The organism is Mycobacterium sp. D16R24 (genome assembly GCF_002013385.1).
Taxonomy (GTDB): Bacteria; Actinomycetota; Actinomycetes; order Mycobacteriales; family Mycobacteriaceae; genus Mycobacterium.
Map to the genome: position 1 here is coordinate 87,287 of NZ_MAEV01000001.1, position 21,327 is coordinate 108,613.

At 65.5% G+C, this 21,327-nt stretch carries 20 protein-coding genes; 16 read left to right on the forward strand and 4 right to left on the reverse strand.

The genetic code is table 11. The annotated features are described in order from the left end of the window. Together B4383_RS00400 and B4383_RS00405 are read left to right on the forward strand one after the other, a co-directional pair. On the forward strand, positions 1–1,113 hold the full coding sequence (locus B4383_RS00400) for a cystathionine gamma-lyase (RefSeq protein WP_078287489.1): 1,113 nt from the start codon (positions 1–3) through the stop codon (positions 1,111–1,113). 4 nt (positions 1,114–1,117) lie between these two features. Continuing rightward, positions 1,118–2,227 carry a D-alanine--D-alanine ligase family protein gene (locus tag B4383_RS00405; protein ID WP_078287490.1) on the forward strand — a complete coding sequence of 370 codons (1,110 nt, stop codon included), beginning with the start codon at positions 1,118–1,120 and terminating at the stop codon, positions 2,225–2,227. Between the two features lie 19 nt (positions 2,228–2,246). Here the strand turns inward: B4383_RS00405 and B4383_RS00410 are convergent, their stop codons facing one another. Then, a complete protein-coding gene (locus B4383_RS00410) occupies positions 2,247–2,789 on the reverse strand; it encodes a DUF3515 domain-containing protein (RefSeq protein WP_078287491.1) in 543 nt (180 codons plus the stop codon). 17 nt (positions 2,790–2,806) lie between these two features. Between B4383_RS00410 and B4383_RS00415 the strand changes: the two genes are divergently transcribed. From B4383_RS00415 to B4383_RS00425, 3 genes are all read left to right on the forward strand, one after another. After that, complete coding sequence (locus tag B4383_RS00415; protein WP_078287492.1) at positions 2,807–3,748, forward strand: thiamine-phosphate kinase; 942 nt, start codon at positions 2,807–2,809, stop codon at positions 3,746–3,748. 110 nt (positions 3,749–3,858) lie between these two features. Continuing rightward, the gene (locus B4383_RS00420) at positions 3,859–4,539 is read left to right on the forward strand and encodes a uracil-DNA glycosylase (RefSeq protein WP_078287493.1); all 681 of its coding nucleotides are present in this window, start codon (positions 3,859–3,861) and stop codon (positions 4,537–4,539) included. Beyond that, on the forward strand, positions 4,539–5,789 hold the full coding sequence (locus tag B4383_RS00425; RefSeq protein WP_078287494.1) for a lipase family protein: 1,251 nt from the start codon (positions 4,539–4,541) through the stop codon (positions 5,787–5,789). Before B4383_RS00420 ends, B4383_RS00425 begins: the two co-directional genes overlap by 1 nt. 28 nt (positions 5,790–5,817) lie before the next feature. Here the strand turns inward: B4383_RS00425 and B4383_RS00430 are convergent, their stop codons facing one another. Continuing rightward, a complete protein-coding gene (locus tag B4383_RS00430) occupies positions 5,818–6,603 on the reverse strand; it encodes an enoyl-CoA hydratase-related protein (RefSeq protein WP_078287809.1) in 786 nt (261 codons plus the stop codon). Between the two features lie 15 nt (positions 6,604–6,618). Then, the gene (rpmB, locus tag B4383_RS00435; RefSeq protein WP_005056915.1) at positions 6,619–6,816 is read right to left on the reverse strand and encodes a 50S ribosomal protein L28; all 198 of its coding nucleotides are present in this window, start codon (positions 6,814–6,816) and stop codon (positions 6,619–6,621) included. 220 nt (positions 6,817–7,036) lie between these two features. On the opposite strand from rpmB, the gene B4383_RS00440 reads away from it, so the two are divergent. The 4 genes from B4383_RS00440 to B4383_RS00455 are packed head-to-tail and all read left to right on the forward strand — an operon-like array spanning position 7,037 to position 12,430. After that, entirely contained in the window at positions 7,037–8,698 is a 1,662-nt protein-coding gene (locus B4383_RS00440; RefSeq protein ID WP_078287495.1) for a DAK2 domain-containing protein, read from the forward strand. Between the two features lie 20 nt (positions 8,699–8,718). Continuing rightward, a complete protein-coding gene (gene recG, locus B4383_RS00445; RefSeq protein WP_078287496.1) occupies positions 8,719–10,959 on the forward strand; it encodes an ATP-dependent DNA helicase RecG in 2,241 nt (746 codons plus the stop codon). Next, positions 10,956–11,681 carry an HNH endonuclease family protein gene (locus B4383_RS00450; protein ID WP_078287497.1) on the forward strand — a complete coding sequence of 242 codons (726 nt, stop codon included), beginning with the start codon at positions 10,956–10,958 and terminating at the stop codon, positions 11,679–11,681. The genes recG and B4383_RS00450 overlap by 4 nt, the downstream gene beginning before the upstream one ends. A gap of 35 nt (positions 11,682–11,716) precedes the next feature. Beyond that, positions 11,717–12,430, forward strand: a complete 714-nt coding sequence (locus tag B4383_RS00455; protein ID WP_078287498.1) for a cutinase family protein — start codon at positions 11,717–11,719, stop codon at positions 12,428–12,430. Here the strand turns inward: B4383_RS00455 and B4383_RS00460 are convergent. After that, positions 12,414–13,298 carry an LLM class flavin-dependent oxidoreductase gene (locus B4383_RS00460; RefSeq protein ID WP_078287499.1) on the reverse strand — a complete coding sequence of 295 codons (885 nt, stop codon included), beginning with the start codon at positions 13,296–13,298 and terminating at the stop codon, positions 12,414–12,416. The two genes, B4383_RS00455 and B4383_RS00460, sit on opposite strands and share 17 nt — an antisense overlap. 35 nt (positions 13,299–13,333) lie before the next feature. Here B4383_RS00460 and B4383_RS00465 point away from each other — a divergent pair, with 35 nt between their 5' ends. The 7 genes from B4383_RS00465 to B4383_RS00495 all read left to right on the forward strand — a co-directional run bounded on the left by B4383_RS00465 (position 13,334) and on the right by B4383_RS00495 (position 21,250). Beyond that, positions 13,334–14,380, forward strand: coding sequence for an alpha/beta hydrolase (locus B4383_RS00465; RefSeq protein WP_078287500.1), 1,047 nt, complete (start codon positions 13,334–13,336; stop codon positions 14,378–14,380). Positions 14,381–14,403: 23 nt separating this feature from the next. Further along, on the forward strand, positions 14,404–15,177 hold the full coding sequence (locus tag B4383_RS00470) for a thioredoxin domain-containing protein (RefSeq protein ID WP_078287810.1): 774 nt from the start codon (positions 14,404–14,406) through the stop codon (positions 15,175–15,177). Next, positions 15,174–15,743: a vitamin K epoxide reductase family protein gene (locus B4383_RS00475; RefSeq protein ID WP_078287501.1), complete on the forward strand. Its 570-nt coding sequence runs from the start codon at positions 15,174–15,176 to the stop codon at positions 15,741–15,743. Before B4383_RS00470 ends, B4383_RS00475 begins: the two co-directional genes overlap by 4 nt. A 61-nt stretch (positions 15,744–15,804) precedes the next feature. Further along, positions 15,805–19,191 (forward strand): pyruvate carboxylase, encoded by a 3,387-nt coding sequence (locus tag B4383_RS00480; protein ID WP_078287502.1) that lies wholly within the window; start codon positions 15,805–15,807, stop codon positions 19,189–19,191. Further along, complete coding sequence (gene rsmD / locus B4383_RS00485; protein WP_078287503.1) at positions 19,188–19,733, forward strand: 16S rRNA (guanine(966)-N(2))-methyltransferase RsmD; 546 nt, start codon at positions 19,188–19,190, stop codon at positions 19,731–19,733. Before B4383_RS00480 ends, rsmD begins: the two co-directional genes overlap by 4 nt. Before the next feature lie 53 nt (positions 19,734–19,786). Beyond that, complete coding sequence (locus B4383_RS00490) at positions 19,787–20,689, forward strand: dienelactone hydrolase family protein (RefSeq protein ID WP_078287504.1); 903 nt, start codon at positions 19,787–19,789, stop codon at positions 20,687–20,689. A 39-nt stretch (positions 20,690–20,728) separates the two neighbouring features. Next, a complete protein-coding gene (locus tag B4383_RS00495) occupies positions 20,729–21,250 on the forward strand; it encodes a lipase chaperone (RefSeq protein ID WP_078287811.1) in 522 nt (173 codons plus the stop codon). The last annotated feature ends 77 nt before the right edge of the window (positions 21,251–21,327 follow it).

Sequence of the window (21,327 nt, forward strand, 5' to 3'; positions counted from 1 at the left end):
ATGCCAGAGCCAGGGATATCGACCCGGGCCGTTGTGGCCGCCACCGCTGAATCTGTTGCCGGGCAACCTTTTCTGGCGGGGCCGGTGTTTGCCTCCGCCTATCATCTGCCGGTGCCCGAGGATGACTCGCTGGACACCTACGGGCGCGCGTCCAATCCCACGTGGAGACAATGGGAATCGGGCTTGGCGGCACTCGAGCGTGCGGACAATGCGCTGGTGTTCGGCTCGGGTATGGGCGCGATCACTTCGGCGTTACGTGCATTGGTCTGGCCCGGGCAAACTCTGGTAGTCCCCGAGGACGGGTACTACCAGACGCGGCGCTATGCCACGGAAAACCTTGCGGCGCTGGGTATCAACGTGATCGCGGCCAGGTCGGATCAGATCGTGGCCGCTGCTGCGCAGGCCGATGTGGTGGTGGCGGAGACTCCCTCGAATCCCCGGCTCGACGTCGTGGATTTGGCTCTGCTGGCCCGTGAGACGCATGCGCACGGGGGTGTGCTGGTGGTGGACAACACCACGGCCACCCCGATGGGGCAGCTGCCTCTGGAGCTGGGCGCTGATCTGGTGGTCGCGAGCGCGACGAAGGCGCTCTCAGGTCACAGCGATCTGATCGCCGGATACGTCGCGGGCTCGCGTGAGGACCTAATGTCGGCCGTTGCGCAGGAGCGGTCGCGGGCCGGGGCCATCTTGGGTCCGTTCGAAGCCTGGCTGGGGGCACGCAGCCTGGCCACCGCCGGATTGCGCTTCGAGCGCCAATGTCAGAACGCGATCGCGCTGGCGACGATGCTGCGCGAGCATCCCGGGGTGGCTTCCGTGCGGTACCCGGGGCTTGCGAGCGATCCGTCCCATCCCGTGGCATCCGCCCAGATGAGCCGGTTCGGTTCACTGGTGTCGATCGAGTTGGCCAATGCCGACGCCGTGCACGCGCTGGTGCGCGAGAGCGAGTTGTTGGCGGCCTCGACGAGTTTTGGCGGTGTACACACCTCGGTGGATCGCCGGGCGCGCTGGGGGGATGCCGTTCCGGAGGGGTTCGCGCGCATCTCCCTGGGCATCGAGGACACCGACGATCTGCTGGCTGACATCGAGACGGCGCTCGCAGCCGGTACGGTCTGACACTGTGAATGACTCCCGGATCAAGGTCGCGCTCGTCTTCGGTGGACGGAGTAGCGAGCACGCGATCTCCTGCGTGTCGGCCGGCAGCATTCTGCGCAATCTCGACCAGGACACGTACGAGGTGGTCGCGGTCGGGGTCACCCCAGAGGGTGGCTGGGTACTCACCGATGGCGACCCCGCGCAGCTGGCGATCAGCGACCGCACGCTGCCGCAGGTCACGGATGCATCCGGTACCGAGCTGGTGCTCGCCACCGATCCGCGTCGTGCGGGCCAATTGGTGAACGTTGATTCGAGTGCCGCCGGCCAAGTGCTGGCCTCGGTGGATGTGGTGTTCCCGGTGCTGCACGGGCCGTATGGCGAGGACGGCACCATCCAAGGGCTGCTGGAGCTGGCGGGGGTGCCCTATGTCGGCGCCGGGGTACTGGCGAGTGCGGCCGGTATGGACAAGGAGTTCACCAAGAAGCTGCTGGCCGCCGAGGGGCTTCCGATCGGCAAATACGCCGTGATCCGCCCACGTGACACCACGCTGACGCTGGATCAGCGGGAGGAGCTGGGGCTGCCGGTGTTCGTCAAGCCCGCTCGGGCGGGCTCGTCCTTCGGCGTCTCCCGGGTCACCGCATGGGAGGAACTGCCGGCTGCCATCGCACATGCGCGCCAGTTCGACCCGAAGGTGATCATCGAGGCCGCCATCATCGGGCGGGAACTGGAGTGCGGTGTACTGGAATTCCCCGATGGGGACATCCAGGCCAGCGTGCTCGGCGAGATTCGGGTCGAGGGTGTGCGTGGCCGCGAGGACGGCTTCTACGACTTTGAGACCAAATACCTGGACGACACCGCCGAACTGGATGTACCGGCCAAGGTTGACGATGAGGTGAGCGATCAGATCCGCGAGCTCGCGGTGGCGGCGTTCCGGGCGATCGATGGCCAGGGTCTGGCGCGGGTGGACTTCTTTCTCACCGATGACGGCCCGCTGATCAACGAGATCAACACCATGCCCGGATTCACCACGATTTCTATGTATCCCCGGATGTGGGCGGCCACGGGCGTGGACTACCCGGCACTGCTGGATGCGATGGTGCGTACCGCGCTGGCACGGGGTACCGGGCTTCGATGAGCGCTCGCGCGAAGATCGTCTAGCGGGGTAGCGGCACCGGGTCGGGTTTGATGGCGGGCAGCGCCTTGGCGATGGCGTCAGACATCTCGATCAGTGGCTCCGAACCCAGACCATCTGGCATGGTCAGCGCGATGTAGACGCCGCGGTCCACGGCGAACCACGTGGTGGTTGCGATCGCGGCGTCAGTGACTCGGAACCACTGCACTGCGTTGATTTGCTCTACGGAGGTCCCGACGGCGAACTCGGCCGGTCGGTCGACGCCACAGCGTGCGACCACCGAATCCTTGCCCCGGCGCCACGCGGCGGTAGCTGGCGGCTTGGGTTCGACGATCTGTGCTCGCTTCCAATCGCCCGCCAGGTTGCCCGGGTATGCCCTGGTCATTTCTATACAGAGCGGCGAATTAGCTTGTGGTGCAGGAATATTTGTGACCGCCATGGGCTTCTTGTCGTCCTGGAACTGTGCGAACTTCAGGACGCCGAAGAGCACGGCGAGGGCCGCCACCGCGCCGAAAACCGCGATACCGATGAGGAGCTTGCGTGGTGGGCCGTCTTCGGATTGCACGGGCCTACACTAACCGAGTGCCAAATCTGGGCGATACCGGCGAGTTCGGCGTGATCAGCCGGCTCACAGCGGGTCGTGTGCCCGGCGCCGACATTGAACTCGGCCCGGGTGACGACGCCGCGGTGGTCCGTGCGCCGGATAGTCGAGTTCTGGTGTCGACGGATATGTTGGTGCAGGACAGGCATTTTCGGCTCGAGTGGTCTTCGCCGACCGATATCGGCCGAAAAGCGGTGGCGCAGAACGCCGCAGATATTGAGGCCATGGGTGGACGGGTCACGGCGTTTGTCGTCGCGGTGGGCGCGCCCGCGGAAACCGATATCGCATTCCTGGATCAGCTCAACGAGGGAATCTGGGCCGAAGCGGCGCGGGTCCAGGCGTCCATCGCCGGCGGAGATCTGGTAGCCGCGCGTGAACTGGTCGTCTCGGTCACTGCGCTCGGTGACTTGCAGGGGCGCGCTCCAGTAACTCGCGACGGCGCCACCGTGGGGGACATCGTCGCCGTCTGCGGTGCGCTCGGTACCTCAGCGGCGGGCCTCCGCTTGTGGCAGGACGGGATTGACCAGTTCTCTGAGCTACGTCAGGTCCACCTGGTGCCGTCGCCGCCGTACGGACAGGGACGCGTCGCTGCGTTGGCTGGTGCGACGGCGATGACGGATATCTCCGACGGGCTGTTGGCCGATCTGGGGCACATCGCCGAATCGAGTGCGGTCCGCATCGACCTGAGCTCACCGAGCCTGGAGCCGTATCTGGTGCCGGTCGCGGGCGCTTCGGGACTGCTCGGGGCCGATCCCTGGGAATGGATCTTGACCGGCGGCGAGGAGCACGCGCTGGTCGCGACGTTTCCCGGGACAGTCCCGGCGGGCTGGGTCGCGATCGGTGAGGTGCGCACGGGAGACCCGGGGGTAACGGTCGACGGCAACGCGTGGACACAACGGATGGGATGGGATTCGTTCGCTTGATGTCTTCGCGCAAGCGGCTCATCCCTGACCCGATGTCTTCGCGCAAGCGGCTCATCCCTGACCCGATGTCTTCGCGCAAGCGGCTCATCCGTGAGCTAAGTTGACTCTTCGTGACTGCCCGACCCCTCACCGAGCTGATTGATCCCGGCTGGGCTGACGCGCTGGGACCCGTTGCCGATCAGGTGACCAAGATGGGGGAGTTTCTGCGCGATGAGAACTCCTCGGGTCGCGGATACCTGCCTGCTGGGGCAAATGTGCTGCGCGCTTTCACCTATCCGTTGGCCGATGTCCGGGTGCTCATCGTCGGACAGGATCCATACCCGACGCCCGGGCACGCCATGGGTTTGAGTTTCTCGGTGGCCGCCGATGTGCGGCCGGTGCCGCGCAGCCTGGCCAACATCTTTGACGAGTATCAGAGCGACCTTGGCCTGCCCAAGCCTGCCAACGGTGATCTGACGCCCTGGTCGCAACAGGGAGTGATGCTCCTGAACAGGGTGCTGACGGTACAGCCGGGCAACCCGGCCTCACATCGAGGAAAGGGCTGGGAGGCGGTGACCGAATGCGCGATCCGGGCGCTGGTTGCGCGGGATGCGCCCTTGGTCGCCATTTTGTGGGGACGTGACGCGGCGACACTCAAGCCGATGCTGGGGCCGGGCGTGCCCACTGTCGAATCGGTGCATCCGTCGCCGCTGTCCGCCTCGCGCGGATTCTTCGGTTCAAAACCATTTAGCCGGGCCAATGAACTGCTCCGCGGATTGGGCGCCCGGCCGATCGATTGGCGGCTGCCGTAATGCGTTGGTCGACGGGCGCATTGACCGCCATGGGCGGTTTGACGGCGGCGTTGGCGACCGGTGGCTCCGCGCTGCGCACCCCGGCCGTGGTCGACAGGCTCAACGCTTGGGCGGCCCGCCGGCTCACGGAGGAACAGCGAGCCGACCCGTACTCGGCGATCCTTCCGACGCCCATCAGCGGCGACGACTTCTACAGTGATCCGGGTGATCTGAGCCTGCTGGCGCCGGGCGAGGTCATTCGTGCCGATCGGGTGACGCCGCGGCTTCCCTTACGCAAGGCGACCATGCAGCGGATCATGGTGCGTTCCACCGATACCGCTGGCAATGCCGTCCCTGTGACGGCGGCGTTGATCGAACCGGATCGTCCATGGCATGGCCCCGGTGCGCGTCCGGTGGTGGTACGCAATCAGGCGATCAACTCCCTGGGACTCAAGTTCACGCCGTCCTACCGTCTGGCGCGCCTCTGGTATCGGGACAACCCGCCGATGTTTCCGTTCCTGTCCGCCCAGAACTACGCCGTGCTGTTTCCGGATCATGAAGGACCCCGGATGTCGTATGCCGCCGGCAAGATGGCGGGGCACGCGGTACTGGACTCGGTACGCGGAATGATCTCGGAGCGGCCGGATCTCGCTGATTCGCCGATTGTCATGCACGGATATAGCGGTGGCGCCATTGCTACCGTGTGGGCAGCGCAGCTGCAACCGACATACGCACCGGAGCTGCGCATCGCGGCTGCGGCAGCGGGTGGCACCCCCACCGATTACGCCCTGCTGCATGGGAGCATGAATCGCGGTCTTGGGGCAGGACTCTTCTCCGCCGCCGTCATTGGTCAGGCTCGCGAGTTTTCGGAATTGGCAACGATTTTCGGCGAATTCGCGCTCTACTGTGCGATTAGGGCCAAGGACTTTCCGCAGCCCCCGCTGGCAGCGGCGGGTCTGCTGCGATTTGACTTGGACCTGCTCTCGGCGATCGAGGCACCGTTCGAATCGGAGCTGGGGCAACACGTTATCCGCGCCAACCGGCCCGGTGACCTCACGCCGACGATGCCGGTGCTGCTGTATCACGGCTCGCGCAGCAAGGCGGTTGGCGATCTCTTCATTCCCGAAGAGGGCGCCCTGGCGCTGCGCGATACCTGGCGCGCCAACGGTGCTGACGTGGACTATTGGGCTCTGCCCGGTGAACACATCACCGCGGATATGCTCGCGATCCCGTGGGTCGTGAACTGGATTCGGAAGAAGCTGCAGGGATGAGCGCCTGGGTGAAGACGGCCGAGCTCGGCTAGATCGACGGCCAGTCAGGCTTGCGCTTGCCGACGAAGGCATCGACACCCTCGATACCCGTAGGGCTGACCGAGGCCTCGGCGATGCTGGCCTGCTCCAGGTCCAGCTGTGCGTCCAGGGCGTTGTTCGCGCTCAGGCGCAGCAGACGACGGATGCGGTTCTGCGCCTCACGCGGGCCGGCCGCGAGCTTCTCGGCGGCCGCCACAGCGGTTGCCTGCACCTCGTCATCGGCCACCACGCGGCTCAGCAGTCCAATGGAGAGCGCCTCGGGTGCCTCGACGACGCGATCCGTCAGCAGGATGTCCGCGGCGCGGGCCTTGCCGACAACGCGGGGCAGTGCCCAGGACATGCCACCGTCAGAGGAGTAGCCGATTCCCGGGTACGCGGCGCGCAGCTTGGTCGACTCGCCGCCGATCGCGATATCGGCCAGCAGTACCAGACTCAGACCACCGCCGGCGGCCCACCCGTGCACCGAGGCCACCACTGGACGATCTGCGGCGTTCACCGCGCGCACGAACTCGTGCAGGCGCCCGGCGAGGTCAGTGAGCTTGGCAGCCCGGTCCTCGGCGGCGGCGAAATCACGCACATTGCCACCCGCGCAGAAATTGGCCCCGCTGCTGGTCAGCAGGATCGCACCGACCTCGGCGGGTAAGTCCTGCAGCACAGGAACCGCAGCGTCGACCCCCGTGAAGTCCAGCGAGGTCCCGGCCGCCGCGGTGGCGATGGTGATGTGCAGAACGCCGTTGTGAACGGCGACGTAGTCAGCAGACTGCGCGGAAGGCACGGCGGTCACGACCCGTCAGGCGCCGCGGACTACCTTGCCGGCCTTGATGCAGGAAGTGCAGGCGTTGACGCGCTGCTTGTTGCCACCGGGGGAGGTGACGGCGTGCACCGTCTGGATGTTCGGGTTCCAGCGACGGTTGGTACGCCGGTGCGAGTGCGAAACCGACTTGCCGAAGCCGGGTCCCTTGCCGCACACGTCGCAGACGGCAGCCATAGTGAAACTCCTCAAGTTCGCGATTACGGCCGCCTTCTCAGCTCTTCGCGCAAACGCTTATCACGAAGCCAGAGCCGGGGCGGCCCACAACCCTGCAAGAATAGCCTGACCGGCCGGTGAACACCAAAATAGGCGTCAATGAGGCCCCCGCCAGCGGAGGGATCCCCAGCTTCAGCGAGACCATTCAACTCTGTCAGCTCCGGTAGATAGGCTTCCTCACATGCAGCTCTCGGTGTTGGACAGCGCTGCGCTGCTCCATTGGGCGCGAGCCTCGGTCGACGGGCTGATCGCTCGCAGCGACGAGATCAACCGGTTGAATGTGTTCCCGGTCGCCGATGCCGATACCGGTACCAACATGCTGTTCACCATGCGTTCGGCGGTGAACGCCGCCGAGGCACTGGGGGACGGCGCCACGGTCGCACAGGTCGCCGCGGCGCTGGCCCGGGGCGCAGTCCATGGCGCCCGCGGGAACTCGGGAGTCATCCTGTCGCAGATCGTGCGTGGGATCGCCGATGCCGCCGCCGACCAGGACGCCATCGGGGCCGAGGTGGTGCGCCGGGCGCTTCGACAGGCTTCGCAGTTTGTGATCGCTTCGATGAGCACTCCTGTCGAGGGCACCATCGTGTCGGTGCTAGCCGCTGCCGCCGAGGCAGCCGACCGAGCCGCCACCGATGGTGCGCACGCCGACGATCTACCCAGCCTCGTCAGTACCGCCGCCGATGCCGCCGTCGCGGCGCTGGAGAAGACCCCCAAGCAGCTCGACATCCTCGCCGATAACGGTGTGGTCGATGCCGGTGCTCGCGGTCTCGTCGTCATCCTCGACGCGCTGGTGTTGGTGGTGGCCGGGGAGCTGCCCACACGCCGTGAGTACAGCCCGTCGCCACCCAAGAACGCGCCGTCGCAGGTGTGGGTGGCAGGGCCGGGGCGCGGTTCGGGCGGCCTGAACCTGGATCCGCCACGGGAACTGCCGCCGGAATTCGAGGTGATGTACCTGTTGTGCGGGTGTGATGAGCTACAGATCGCGGATCTGCGAGCGCAACTCGACGGGATGGGCGATTCCATCGCCATCGCCGGAGACGGCGACATGGGGTACTCCGTACACGCACACGTGAACGACGCCGGGGCGGCCATCGAGGCCGGGATGAAGTTCGGTACTCCGCAATCGATCCAGATTTCCTCGCTACGCGGTGATGTGGGTGGGGGACATCACGATGGGCGTCACCGGCACCGCCGGGTGCTGGCGCTGGCGGAGGGTGATGGCGCGGCCACACTGTTCTCCAGCGAGGGGGCCCAGGTGTTGCGCGTCGATGAACCTCCCGCGAGTGCGAAACGTCTCCTGGATGCGGTAGTCGACAGCGGCGCGCACCAGATCATGGTGCTGCCCAATGGATTGATGTCGCCCGAGGAACTGGTGGCGGTCTGTGCGGCGGCGCGCGGATGGGGCATCACGGTCATTCCGCTGCCCTCGGCGTCCATGGCACAGGGGCTGGCGGCGCTGGCAGTGCATGATCCGGAGCGAATGGCGGTCGACGACAGCTACACCATGGCGCGGGCAGCGGGCGCTACCCGGTTCGGGTTGGTGCGGGTGGCCACCGAGCGTGCTCTCACCTGGTCCGGAACGTGCGAGCCGGGAGACGCGATGGGCATCATCGGCGACGAGGTGCTTGTGCTGAACCATGATGTCGCCAATGCCACAAAGGCTTTGGTGAGCATCATGTTGTCCTCCGGTGGAGAGCTCGTGACGGTGCTGCTGTCGGACAAAGCGGATGAGTCCCTTGCCGACGCATTGATCGAGCACACCCGATCGCACCACGGCGGTGTCGAGGTGATGATCTACCGCACCGGGCAACACTCGGACGTCGTTCACATTGGCGTCGAGTGACAGGTCATAGCAGGGGATAGATGGCGCAACTTTCCGATCGTCTCGATCATGTATTGGGGCATAAGGCATCCGACGTTCTCGACGCCGAGTTCGGTCTGCTGACCGTCGAAGACCTGCTCCATCATTACCCGCGCCGATACAGCACCGATTTCAGTCTGCGCGACGAGCAGGACGGCGACCGCGCCAAACCTGGTGAGCACACCACACTGGTGGGGTTCATCACTTCCGCGGAACTGAAGAGCATGCGCAACCGCAAGGGGCAGTTTCTCTCGGTCATGCTGGGAAGTGCCCCGCATGCGGTGCAGGCCACGTTCTTCCATCCGCACAAAGTGAAACGCGATCTGCAGGTGGGCAACCGGGTGATGCTCTCCGGCGCGGTCGGAGAATTTCGGGGCAAGCCTCAACTGACCCACCCCGACTATCTGGTGCTGGAAACCGCACTCGGTGAGAGCACGAAGGCACGGGGAAGTACTGCGCTGCGCGGTATCGCCGGAACGGCGCGCGATGCGTCTACCGCCATCTCGGCGTTCGAACGGAATGTGTTTCCGATCTACCCCGCAACCAAGAACCTGGAGAGCTGGGACATCTATCGGTGTATCGACCAGGTGCTCGCTCAGCTGGATACAGTGCCCGAGGCGCTACCGGAAGCCGTGCTGGCAGAGCACAATCTGATGTCCCTGGATGAAGCCCTGCGCAAGATCCACATGTCGGAGGACGCCTCAGAACAAAAGCAGGCGCGCAGGCGCCTGGCGTTCGATGAGGCACTGGGTCTGCAGCTGGCGCTGGCCATACGGCGCGGCAGTGATATCGGGTCGGCGGGTCCGTCGATGCCGCTCACCACGGGAAAGCTGCGCGAGGATCTGCAGCGCCAGCTTCCGTTCGAGCTCACCGAGGGGCAGCAGCAGGTTGTCGCCGAGATCGGGGACGACCTGGCCGGGGTCAAGCCGATGAACCGGCTGCTGCAAGGGGAGGTGGGTTCCGGTAAGACCGTCGTCGCGCTGCTCGCGATGATGCAAGCCATCGACGCCGGGTATCAGTGCGCACTCTTGGCTCCCACCGAGGTGCTGGCCGTTCAGCACGCTCGCTCGCTGCGCGCGATGCTTGGATCTTTGGCCACCGCAGGTGAACTGGGGGCGCCCGACGACGCGACCAGCATCGCGCTGCTCACGGGATCGATGTCGCCGGCGCTCAAGAAACAGGTCAAGGCCGATGTGGCGACCGGACTTGCCGGCATCGTCATCGGGACCCATGCGTTGTTGCAGGACTCGGTGGATTTCCACAATCTGGGTCTGGTGATCGTCGATGAGCAGCACCGGTTCGGCGTTGAACAGCGGGATCGGTTGCGGGCCAAGGCGCCCGAAGGCATCGTGCCGCACTTGCTGGTGATGACGGCCACTCCGATCCCGCGCACGGTGGCGCTGACGGTGTTCGGCGATCTGGAGACTTCGACACTGCGGGAGCTGCCGCGTGGGCGTCAGCCCATCACCACTACCGCGGTGTTCACCCGTGAGAAGCCCGGCTGGCTCGCGCGCGGTTGGGAGCGGATCGCCGAGGAGGTGGCTGCGGGCAGGCAGGCCTATGTGGTGGCCTCGCGGATCGACCCGGACGACAAAGATTCCGGCCCTGAGGATGCAGAAGAGAAGCGCCCGCCGCCGGTGCCCGTCACCGACTTGTACGAAACCATCCGCGGTTCACTGCTGCCGGGGCTGCGTATCGGGCTGCTGCACGGTCGGCTGCCTTCGGAGCAGAAGGATGCCGTGATGACGGCGTTCAACGCGGGTGAGATCGATGTTCTGGTGTGTACCACCGTGATCGAAGTTGGCGTGGACGTTCCTAATGCCACCGTGATGCTGATCATGGATGCCGACCGGTTCGGCATCAGTCAGCTGCACCAGCTGCGCGGTCGCGTGGGCCGTGGCGGCAACAAGGGTCTATGTCTCTTGGTAAGTCCCAGCAGCCCTGCGGGTTCGGCGGGACGGCGGTTGCGTGCGGTGCAGGACACCCTGGACGGGTTCACCCTGGCCGAGCTAGACCTGGAGGAGCGGCGCGAGGGCGATGTCCTGGGTCGCGACCAGTCCGGCCGCGCGGTGAATCTACGGCTGCTTTCGCTGATGGATCACCGCGACATGATCGAGACCGCGCGGGACATGGCGGTGCGGGCGTGTGCCGAGGATCCCGAGCTGGCGAGACAACCGGCGCTGGCGGGTATGGCGCGACGCTTCCTGATCGCCGATCAGATCGAGTACCTGGATAAATCGTGAGGAATCGCACCGTGCTCATCGTCGCCATTGCCGCGGCGATCGCGGTGGTAGTGGCGTATCAGGTATCGGCTCGGTACCGGCTACAACGTGCCAATGCCGTTGCCGGGCAATCGAATATTCCGACCCTCGCGCCCGGTCAAGATCCGCTGGCCGGAGTGACGGTGATACCCAAACGGGTGCGAGGAAAGGACTACGAGCGTGCCGACTTCGGTGATGCTTGGTCCGATGACACCGATGCTCCGGGCGGGCACAACGGCTGCGACACGCGCAACGACATTCTGAACCGAGACCTGACCGACAAGAGTTTCGTGTTCACGCGCAGATGCCCCAGCGCGGTACGTACCGGCACCCTTCATGATCCGTACACGGGAGCGCAGGTGGCCTTCACTCGTGGGCCGAAAAGCGGTGAAGCAGTCCAGATCGATCACATCGTTCCGTTGGCGTACGCATGGGATATGGGCGCACGGGACTGGCAACCCTCGATGCGCTGGCGCTTTGCCAACGATCCTGCCAATCTCATCGCGGTGCAAGGCCAGGCTAACCAGGACAAGGGCGATGCGGGCCCCTCGGGATGGATGCCAGCGAACAAGGCGTTCTGGTGTCAGTATTCCATGCAATTCGCGGAAGTGGTTCGTGGATACCATCTTTCGCTCGATGAGCGGTCGGCAAAAACCATCCGCGAGGCGGCGCAGACCTGTCCACAACCGTTGAATCTGTGGTAGACAGGAACGGAAGCCCGAACAGGTGGTGGTCGTTGATGAAGAGAGTTCGGTGGGGCTGGTTACTTGCCATTGTGGTCATGTGCGCCCTGATTAGTACGCCCGTCGGCATTCCGTCAGCAGCTGCTGCCGCATGTCCCGATGTGGAGATCGTGTTCGCGCGAGGCACTTTCGAGCCTCCGGGTGTCGGCGGCACCGGAGAAGCATTTGTCAGCGCGCTGCGTGCGCGCACCAAGGGCAAGTCGGTGGAGGTCTATCCCGTCGAGTATCCCGCGTCCTTGGCGTTTGCGACCGCGGCTGACGGCGTCATCGACGCCAGCAACCGGGTTAAGGATGTTGCTGCGCGATGCCCCAACACCAAGATCGTGCTCGGTGGTTTCTCGCAGGGTGCGGCAGTCGTGGCCTACACCACCGCGGACGCGGTGCCCCCGGGCTTCGAACTGCCGGAGGGGATCACCGGGCTGATGCCACCCGAGGTGGCAGACCACGTCGCGGCGGTGGCGCTCTTCGGCAAACCGTCTACCGGATTCCTGCAACGCATCGACAACACCGCCCCTCCCATCAACATTGGGCGCCTCTACGCGGACAAGACGGTCGACATGTGCAACCCGGAGGATCCGATTTGCTCCCCGGACGGCAACGACAACACCGCGCACGGCTCGTACGGAGACAACGGGATGACCAACCAGGCCGCGGACTTCGCCGCGCGGGAGATCAACTCACCCACGGAATCGGTCAGCGCTTCTCGATGAGTTCGATCGTCGCCTCGATCACCGCGATATCGGACGCCCCTGGTACGAGGATGAATTCATCGAGCCCGGCCTGCTCGGCTCCATCGAGGGTCCGGTGCAGCGCGCCGGCATCGAAGTTGGTCAACGTCTTCGGGACGTTCTCGGCTATCTGAGGTCCGAAGATCGCGAGGTAATCGCTAGTGAACTGCTTGAGCTCGGACTCAGCGGCGGGAATCCCCAGCGTGTAGAAGCACCCGCTCGATAGCAGCGGCGGTTCGCTATGGCCGGCCTCCTGCCATGCCGCACGCGCGGCCCCGGCTGAGTAGGCAAGCTCGGAGGGCGCCCCGGAAACGCTGAAACCGGTGATGCCGTCGGCCCATTGTGCCGCGCGGGCCAGCGATTTCGGGCCGATCGCGGCGGCAACGATGGGAGGGCCGCTGGCCTGCACCGGCGCGGGACCCACCGGGTCGGCGCCCTCGAACGGAGCCTCGCCTCGCCAGAGCCGCCGTAGCTCGGCCACCTGGTCATCGAGACGCTGGTGGCGTCGGTCGAAGGACGCGTCCAACGATCGGTAGTCGTGTTCTCGGCCGCCCACACCCACACCCAGGGTGAACCGGCCCGCGGACAGCACATCCAGCGTCGCGGCTTGTTTCGCGACCAACGGCACCGGATGCGCCGGCAGCACAGAGACATTCGCGAGTATCCGGATGCGCTCGGTGACCGCCGCCGCTGCCGCGAGCGTCACCCACATCTCCTGGTTGTGATACGAGATCCGCTCACCGGAGGAGATCGTGGAGAACCCTCCCTCCTCGGCGAGGCGGGCCCAGGTGATCGTCGACTCGCGGGTGTATTCCCGGCACATGAAGGGCAGGGCAATGCCGATATCCATACCGGCAGCCTAGGAGTACTCGCTACGGTTACGGCGTGAGCCTTCTACGTGACCTTGCCCTGCGTGTCAGCACCGCCGCGACACCGCACATTCCCCTCGCGATTCGAAGAGCCATCGCCGGTCGTCAGGTGATCATCGACGGCAACATCCTCGACCCGTCGACTCAGCTACTGCTGCGCGGAATGGAGCTGATGGGAGAGGGCGAGATCACCAAGGGCGAGGACGTCGAGGAGAGTCGCGCCAACATCCGCAAGCAGTCGGCGCTGCTGTCGTTCAGCACCCCCGTCGGGCAGGTACGCAATTTCTCCATTCCCGGTCCTGCCGGCCCCATCCCGGTCCGGCACTACCGGCCGGTGGTCGAGAACACCGGTGCTGTGCTGGTGTTCTTCCACGGCGGTGGATGGGTGATCGGCGATCTGGATACACATGATCAGGCTTGCCGCCAGACCTGCCGTGATGCGGGTGTGCCGGTGCTGTCCGTGGACTATCGGCTGGCCCCTGAACATCCGGCACCCGCGGCGGCCGAGGACTGCCTGGCTGCCTATCTCTGGGCTGTTGAGCACGCCGGTGAACTCGGCGCCGCGCCCGACAGGGTCGCGGTGGGTGGCGACAGCGCCGGCGGGAACCTCGCCGCCGTAGTCTCCCAGCAGGCGCGCGACACCGGTGCACAGCTGCCGCTGCTGCAGTTCCTGATCTATCCGGCCGTCGACTTCACCGTGCGGCGGCCGTCCCGCGATCTCTTCGCCGAGGGCTTCTTCCTCACTAAGGCGGCCATGGATATGTTCGAAGGTCACTATCTCGACGGGTCCGATGTCGATAAGTCCGACCCCCAAGTGTCACCGATTCTGGCCGCGGACCTGTCCGGATTGCCCCCGGCACTCATCACGACCGCCGGCTTCGACCCGCTGCGCGATGAGGGCAACGAGTATGCGGACAAGCTGCGGGCCGCCGGAGTGCCGGTGGACCTGCGGGTACAGGGTTCGCTGATTCACGGCTTCTACAACATGGCCCGGCTGCGCGGTGCTCCGGCGGCGGCCGTGGACGAGCTGACCTCGGCGCTGCGCGCGCACCTGTCTCGCTAATTTCTGCCCGGTAGGCTGTGCGCGTGGCCAAACCGAAGCAACCCCCCAGCTACGACCTCAAGAAGTCGGAGCAGCGCCGAAGCCAGCTGATCCAAATCGCGCTCACGGCGATCGTCGTGTTGTTCGCCGCCGGGCTGGTGGGTTTCATCGTCGTCAAGAACAAGAAAGACCCGGGGCCGCCCGCACCGCCCGCGGGCGAGGTCAAGGCGATTGAGGTGGTCACGCCGGGGCCGGCCAAGCTCATCACGAAAGAGGGAACCACCGACCCCAAGGTCGTGCTGACTCTGATCGAGGATCCGATCTGCCCGGCGTGCGCCATGTTCGAGCAGGAATTCGGGCCCACCGTCAAGAAGCTCATTGATACCGGCGCGGTGCGTGCCGACTACAACATGGTCGGGATCCTGGATGTGCCCCGGCTCAAGCGCGACTATTCGTCGCGGGCTTCGGCGGCGGCCTACTGCGTGGCCGACCAGTCCGACGAGCTGTTCCTCAAGTTCCACTCCGTGCTCTATGACCCGAACAAGCAGCCCGATGAGGTCAACGCCAAGACCTGGCACGACGACAAGTGGTTGATCGATCAGGCCAAGGCAGTGGGCGCGTCCGACGCGGTGTCCAAGTGCATCAAGGACAAGAAATACATCAACATGGTCAAGGAGCTCGGTCCGAAACTCAATATCCAGGCCACACCGACCATCCGGATCAACGGCAAGGACTGGGAGCTCGGGCGGGACACCACCCCGGCCGATCTGGTCAAGGCCGTCACGGCCATCACCGGACCCGTTCCGGGCCTGCAGTGACGATCCGCTCCGCGACCGCCTGGTACGTCCTCGTCGCCGGGGTGGCGGGGCTGGCCGCGGCGCTGGCCCTGACCATTGAGAAGATCGAAATCCTGCTCGACCCGACATACGTTCCCTCGTGCAGCCTGAACCCGATCATTTCCTGCGGTTCGGTGATGACGACCGAGCAGGCCTCGGCCTTCGGGTTCCCTAACTCGCTCATCGGCATCGTGGCGTTCACGGTGGTGCTAGTGACGGGGGTGCTGGCGGTCGCCAAAGTGGAGCTGCCGCGCTGGTACTGGGGCGGTCTGGCCATCGGGAGCCTGCTGGGGGCGGTCTTCGTCCACTGGTTGATGTTCCAGAGTCTGTACCGGATCGGTGCGCTGTGCCCGTACTGCATGGTGGTGTGGACGGTCACGATTCCGCTACTGGTAGTCAGTGCATCGATTGCCTTGCGGCCATTGGGATCTCATCGCTGGGCGAGGGTTCTCTACCAATGGCGATGGTCGCTGGTGGCTTTCTGGTACGCCGCGGTGATCCTGGCGATTGTCGAGCGATTCTGGGATTACTGGATCACACTCGTCTGAGCCGAATTGTGAAGTTCAGCGGACGCGCGTTCGCTGAATCCTCACGGTACGGTCTGTGACTATGTTCTCGAAGGTTCTTGTCGCCAATCGCGGTGAAATCGCGATCCGGGCATTTCGCGCCGCCTACGAACTAGGTGCCGCGACCGTCGCCGTCTACCCGTATGAAGATCGCAACTCGGGTCATCGGCTGAAGGCCGATGAGGCGTACCAGATTGGCGAGAAGGGGCATCCGGTCCGCGCCTACCTGTCGGTCTCCGAGGTGGTCAATGCGGCCAAGAACGCCGGGGCCGATGCGATCTATCCCGGTTACGGATTCCTGTCGGAGAATCCCGAACTGGCGGCGGCGTGCGCCAGGGCGGGCATCACCTTTGTGGGACCGCCCGCTGACGTCCTGGAGCTGACGGGTAACAAGGCCCGCGCGATCGCGGCCGCGCGTGAGGCCGGGCTGCCGGTGCTGGCGTCCTCGCAGCCGTCGGCCTCGGTCGAGGAGCTGCTGACAGCGTCCGAGTCGATGGAGTTCCCGGTGTTCGTCAAGGCGGTCGCCGGTGGAGGTGGCCGCGGCATGCGCCGGGTCGCCGAGCGCGAGCAGCTGCGTGAGGCGATCGAGGCGGCCAGTCGGGAGGCGGAGTCGGCATTCGGAGACCCAACGGTCTTTTTGGAGCAGGCCGTCATCAACCCCCGGCATATCGAGGTGCAGATCCTCGCGGACACCGCGGGCAACGTCATCCACCTCTACGAGCGCGACTGTAGTGTGCAGCGGCGGCACCAGAAGGTTATCGAGCTGGCCCCCGCGCCCAATCTGCCCGCCGAGCTGCGTGAGCAGATCTGTTCGGACGCTGTCACTTTCGCGCGTCACATCGGGTACAGCTGCGCAGGCACCGTCGAGTTCCTGCTCGATGAGCGCGGTAATCACGTCTTCATCGAGATGAATCCCCGGATCCAGGTGGAGCACACGGTGACCGAGGAGATCACCGATGTGGACTTGGTGGCAAGCCAGCTGCGCATCGCCTCCGGCGAGACACTGGACGACCTTGGCCTGCACCAGGACACGTTGGCGCCGCCGCGCGGGTTCGCCCTGCAATGCCGGATTACCACCGAGGACCCGGCCAACGGATTCCGCCCCGACACCGGCCGCATCACCGCCTACCGCAGCCCGGGCGGTGCGGGTATTCGCCTGGACGGCGGGACGACGCTGGGTGCCGAGGTGGGCGCCCACTTCGATTCGATGCTGGTGAAACTGACCTGCCGCGGGCGGGACTTCCAGACCGCGGTGGCGCGAGCCCGCCGCGCCGTCGCGGAGTTCCGCATTCGTGGTGTCGCCACGAATATCCCGTTCCTCCAGGCGGTTCTGGATGACCCGGACTTTCGGTCGGGACATGTCACGACCTCATTCATCGAGGAACGCCCGCAGCTGCTGACGGCGCGATCCTCGGCCGATCGCGGCACGAAGATCCTGAACTACCTGGCCGATGTCACGGTCAATAAGCCGCACGGGGCCAAGCCCTCAAAGGTGTACCCGCATGACAAATTGCCGTCGGTCGATCTGTCGGCACCACCGCCGGACGGGTCGCGCCAGCGGCTGTTGGCCCTGGGGCCCGAGGGATTCGCGAAGGCGCTGCGAGAGCAGAAGGCAGTCGGTCTGACCGACACCACCTTCCGTGACGCGCACCAGTCGCTGTTGGCCACCCGAGTGCGTACCACCGGCCTGCTCGCGGTCGCGCCATATGTGGCGCGGCTTACTCCCGAGCTGCTCTCGATCGAGGCCTGGGGTGGCGCGACTTACGATGTGGCGCTTCGTTTCCTGAAGGAAGACCCGTGGGAGCGGCTTGCCGAACTGCGTGAGGCTGTCCCGAACATCTGCCTGCAGATGTTGTTGCGTGGCCGAAACACGGTGGGCTATACGCCGTATCCGGAGACGGTGACCAAGGCATTTATTCGCGAGGCGACCGCCACCGGGGTAGACATCTACCGAATCTTTGATGCGCTCAACAACATAGAGGCGATGCGCCCGGCCATCGACGCCGTGCGTGAGGTCGGCGGTTCGATCGCCGAGGTGGCCATGTGCTACACCGGCGACCTGTCCAACCCCGGCGAGAACCTGTACACCCTGGACTACTACCTCAAGCTTGCCGAGCAGATCGTCGATGCGGGTGCACATGTGCTGGCGATCAAGGACATGGCGGGCCTGTTGCGTCCGCCCGCGGCGGCGACTCTGGTGACGGCACTGCGGTCTCGATTCGACTTGCCGGTGCACGTGCACACCCATGACACCGCGGGCGGTCAGCTGGCGACCTACCTGGCGGCCTGGCAGGCCGGGGCCGACGCGGTGGACGGCGCTGCGGCACCCATGGCGGGAACCACCAGCCAGCCATCGTTGTCGGCGATCGTGGCGGCGGCCGCGCATAGCGAATACGACACCGGAGTGTCCCTAACCGCGGTGTGCGATTTGGAGCCGTACTGGGAGGCGCTGCGAAAGGTGTACGCCCCCTTCGAATCAGGGCTCCCGTCACCGACGGGTCGGGTGTACACGCACGAGATCCCCGGTGGGCAGCTGTCGAACCTGCGCCAGCAGGCCATCGCGTTAGGCTTGGGGGACCAGTTCGAGGAGATCGAGGCACGATACGCCGCCGCGGACCGGATGCTCGGACGTCTGGTCAAGGTGACCCCGTCGTCGAAGGTGGTAGGCGACCTGGCCCTGGCATTGGTGGGTACCGGTGTGAGTGCCGACGAATTTGCCTCGGATCCTGGACGTTTCGATATCCCGGAGTCGGTGATTGGATTCTTGCGTGGGGAGCTGGGCGACCCGCCCGGCGGCTGGCCCGAGCCGTTCCGAACTCGCGCGCTCGAAGGTCGCGGTCCCGCGCGCGCGGAAGTTGAACTCACGGCCGCTGACAACGCTCAGCTTGATGGCGACAGCGCGACCCGACGGGCAGCGTTGAACCGGCTGTTGTTCCCCGGCCCGACCAAGGAGTTCCTGGCCCACCGCGAGCAGTACGGTGACACGTCACGGCTTTCAGCCAACCAGTTTTTCTATGGCCTGCGGTACGGGGAGGAACACCGCGTCAAGCTGGAGAAGGGCGTCGAGCTGCTCATCGGGATCGAGGCGATCTCCGATGCCGACGAGCGCGGTATGCGGACCGTCATGTGCATCCTCAATGGTCAGCTACGCCCCGTGCAGGTGCGTGACCGGAGCATCGACAGCGCGGTGGCCAGTGCTGAGAAGGCCGATCGGGCCAATGCCGATCATGTGCCCGCGCCCTTCGCGGGTGTGGTGACGCTCAATGTGGTGTCGGGCCAGGAGGTTACGGCGGGGGAGACCATTGGCACCATCGAGGCCATGAAGATGGAGGCCTCCATTACCGCGCCCAAGGCGGGAACCGTCGCACGGGTGGCGTTGACCGAGACCTCTCAGGTCGAGGGTGGGGATCTTCTGGTGGTGATCAGCTGACCCGGATCATCGCCGGCTCCGCGGGCGGACGCCGGATCGCGGTGCCGCCGAAGGGAACCCGGCCCACTACGGATCGGGTGCGGGAAGCGCTGTTCAGCATGCTGGAGGCGCGCCTGGACTTCGACGGGATCGCGGTCCTCGATCTGTTCGCAGGCTCCGGCGCGCTGGGCCTGGAGGCGCTGTCACGCGGTGCGGAACACGTGACGTTCGTGGAGTCGAACGCCGCCGCGTCGAAGGTGATCTCGGCCAATATTGCGACGGTGGGCCTGCCAGGTACCGAGCTGCGGCAGTCCGCGGTATCGAGCTTCCTGTTGACATCGCCCAACCGTGCCTACGATCTGGTCCTTGCTGATCCGCCGTATTCGGTTTCTGCCGAGGAGGTTTCGGAGCTGTTGTCCCGTCTGACCGATCATTGGGTCAACGACGAGGCTTTTGTGGTGCTGGAGCGCGACGCGTCGGGGCCCGAGGCGGTGTGGCCGGATGGCTGGGAGGTGATCTCCCGCAAGTACGGGGGAACGCGGTTAGAGCTGGGATCTCTGTAACCGTCCAGGTAATCCACAGCGCGCATTTACCTATCGGGCGCACACTTCTGCTCATGACCCCGCTGCAGCGGTACATCGCCGAAGAGATCGCTACTGACCATGTCGAGGGACTGCTGACGCGCCGCGAGGCCACGCGTCGGCTGGCGCTCCTGGGCGTCGGTACCGTAGCCGCCGGCGCGCTCATCGCGGCCTGTAGCAGCGACAACAAACCTGGCAACAAACCCGTCACCGCTCAAACATCGGCCTCCACACCGCCGCCCCCGGGCAAGGACAAGACGGTCGCGACGGAGCCGATTACCTGGAGCGGGCCCCACGGCACGCTCCAGGGGGCATGGGCACCGGCAGCCCAGCCGCGCGGCTCAGTGCTGGTTATCCATGAGAACAAGGGCCTCAATGATTGGGTTGGTTCCGTCGCGGGACGGCTTGCGGGCGCCGGGTATTCGTCGCTTGCCATCGACCTGCTGTCGGAGGAGGGCGGCACGTCGACGTTCAAGGACCCGGCCGAGGCGACAGGGGCGCTGGGCAAGGTCTCGCCGGAACGCTTCGTTGCAGATCTGAAGTCCGGTGTGGACGAAATTCTGCGTCGCGTCCCCGACAAGCCCGCCGGAGCGGTGGGATTCTGTTTCGGTGGTGGCCTGATTTGGCAGCTCCTGGGGTCGGGAGAGCCCAGGCTTGCAGCAGCGGCCCCCTTCTACGGTCCGCTTCCTGTCGATCTGGACTTCTCGCGGTCAAAGGCGACGGTCCTCGCTTTCTACGGCGAGTTGGACAAGCGGGTCACCTCGTCGAAAGACCAGGCCGCGGCGGCGTTGCAGCGCGCAGGGCTGGTTCATGAAATCGTCGTCGAACCGGGTGCCGATCATGCTTTCTTCAATGACAGCGGCCCGCGCTACAACCCTGGTGCGGCAGCGGATGCCTGGCGGCGCCTCACTGACTGGTTCAACCAGCACATCGGCTAAATGGCGCTTAGGCTGCTGGTCATGTGGTGTACAGCGGTAGTGGTGGCCGTGGCTTCAGGCGCGGTGTCGGTTGCCGCTGCCGGTCTCGCGCTGGCCGATGATGGAGATGCCCCGGCACCGCCCGCGCCGTCGTCACCCGTGGCGAATCTCTTGCCGGGAGGAGCGAAGACGGCGGTGGGTCCTTCGGTGGCCAGCGATGCGCTCTCGGCAGGGCTGCCGGCACCGGTCGCCGGCCTGGGAGCGCCGGGTGGTCCGCTCTCAGCGGAAGGGCCGTTGCTATCTCCCAATGGCCCGCTATCGGCCAACGGACCCTTGACCGCGGCGGGTGGTCCGCTGGCGGCTGACGGTCCCGTGCTCTCACCGACCAGCCCGGTATCGCCGGTCAACGAGATATGCGGATCCGGTTCGTTGCTGAAGTCCGTCACCGATAGGTTCTCGGGCGTCATCCCCGAGAGCACGCTCGCATCGATGCAAAACCAGCACCCCGTCGGCACTGACAAGTGCCCTGCGACTGTTCCGCCGGACGATCAGGCCCAGGCCGCCGATCAACCGGGAAGTTAGTCGCTCAGCTAATCTGCACTGCTCATCCCACCAGCGGCGCGATCCGCGCCATTGCCGACCATTCTGATTCCTCATCG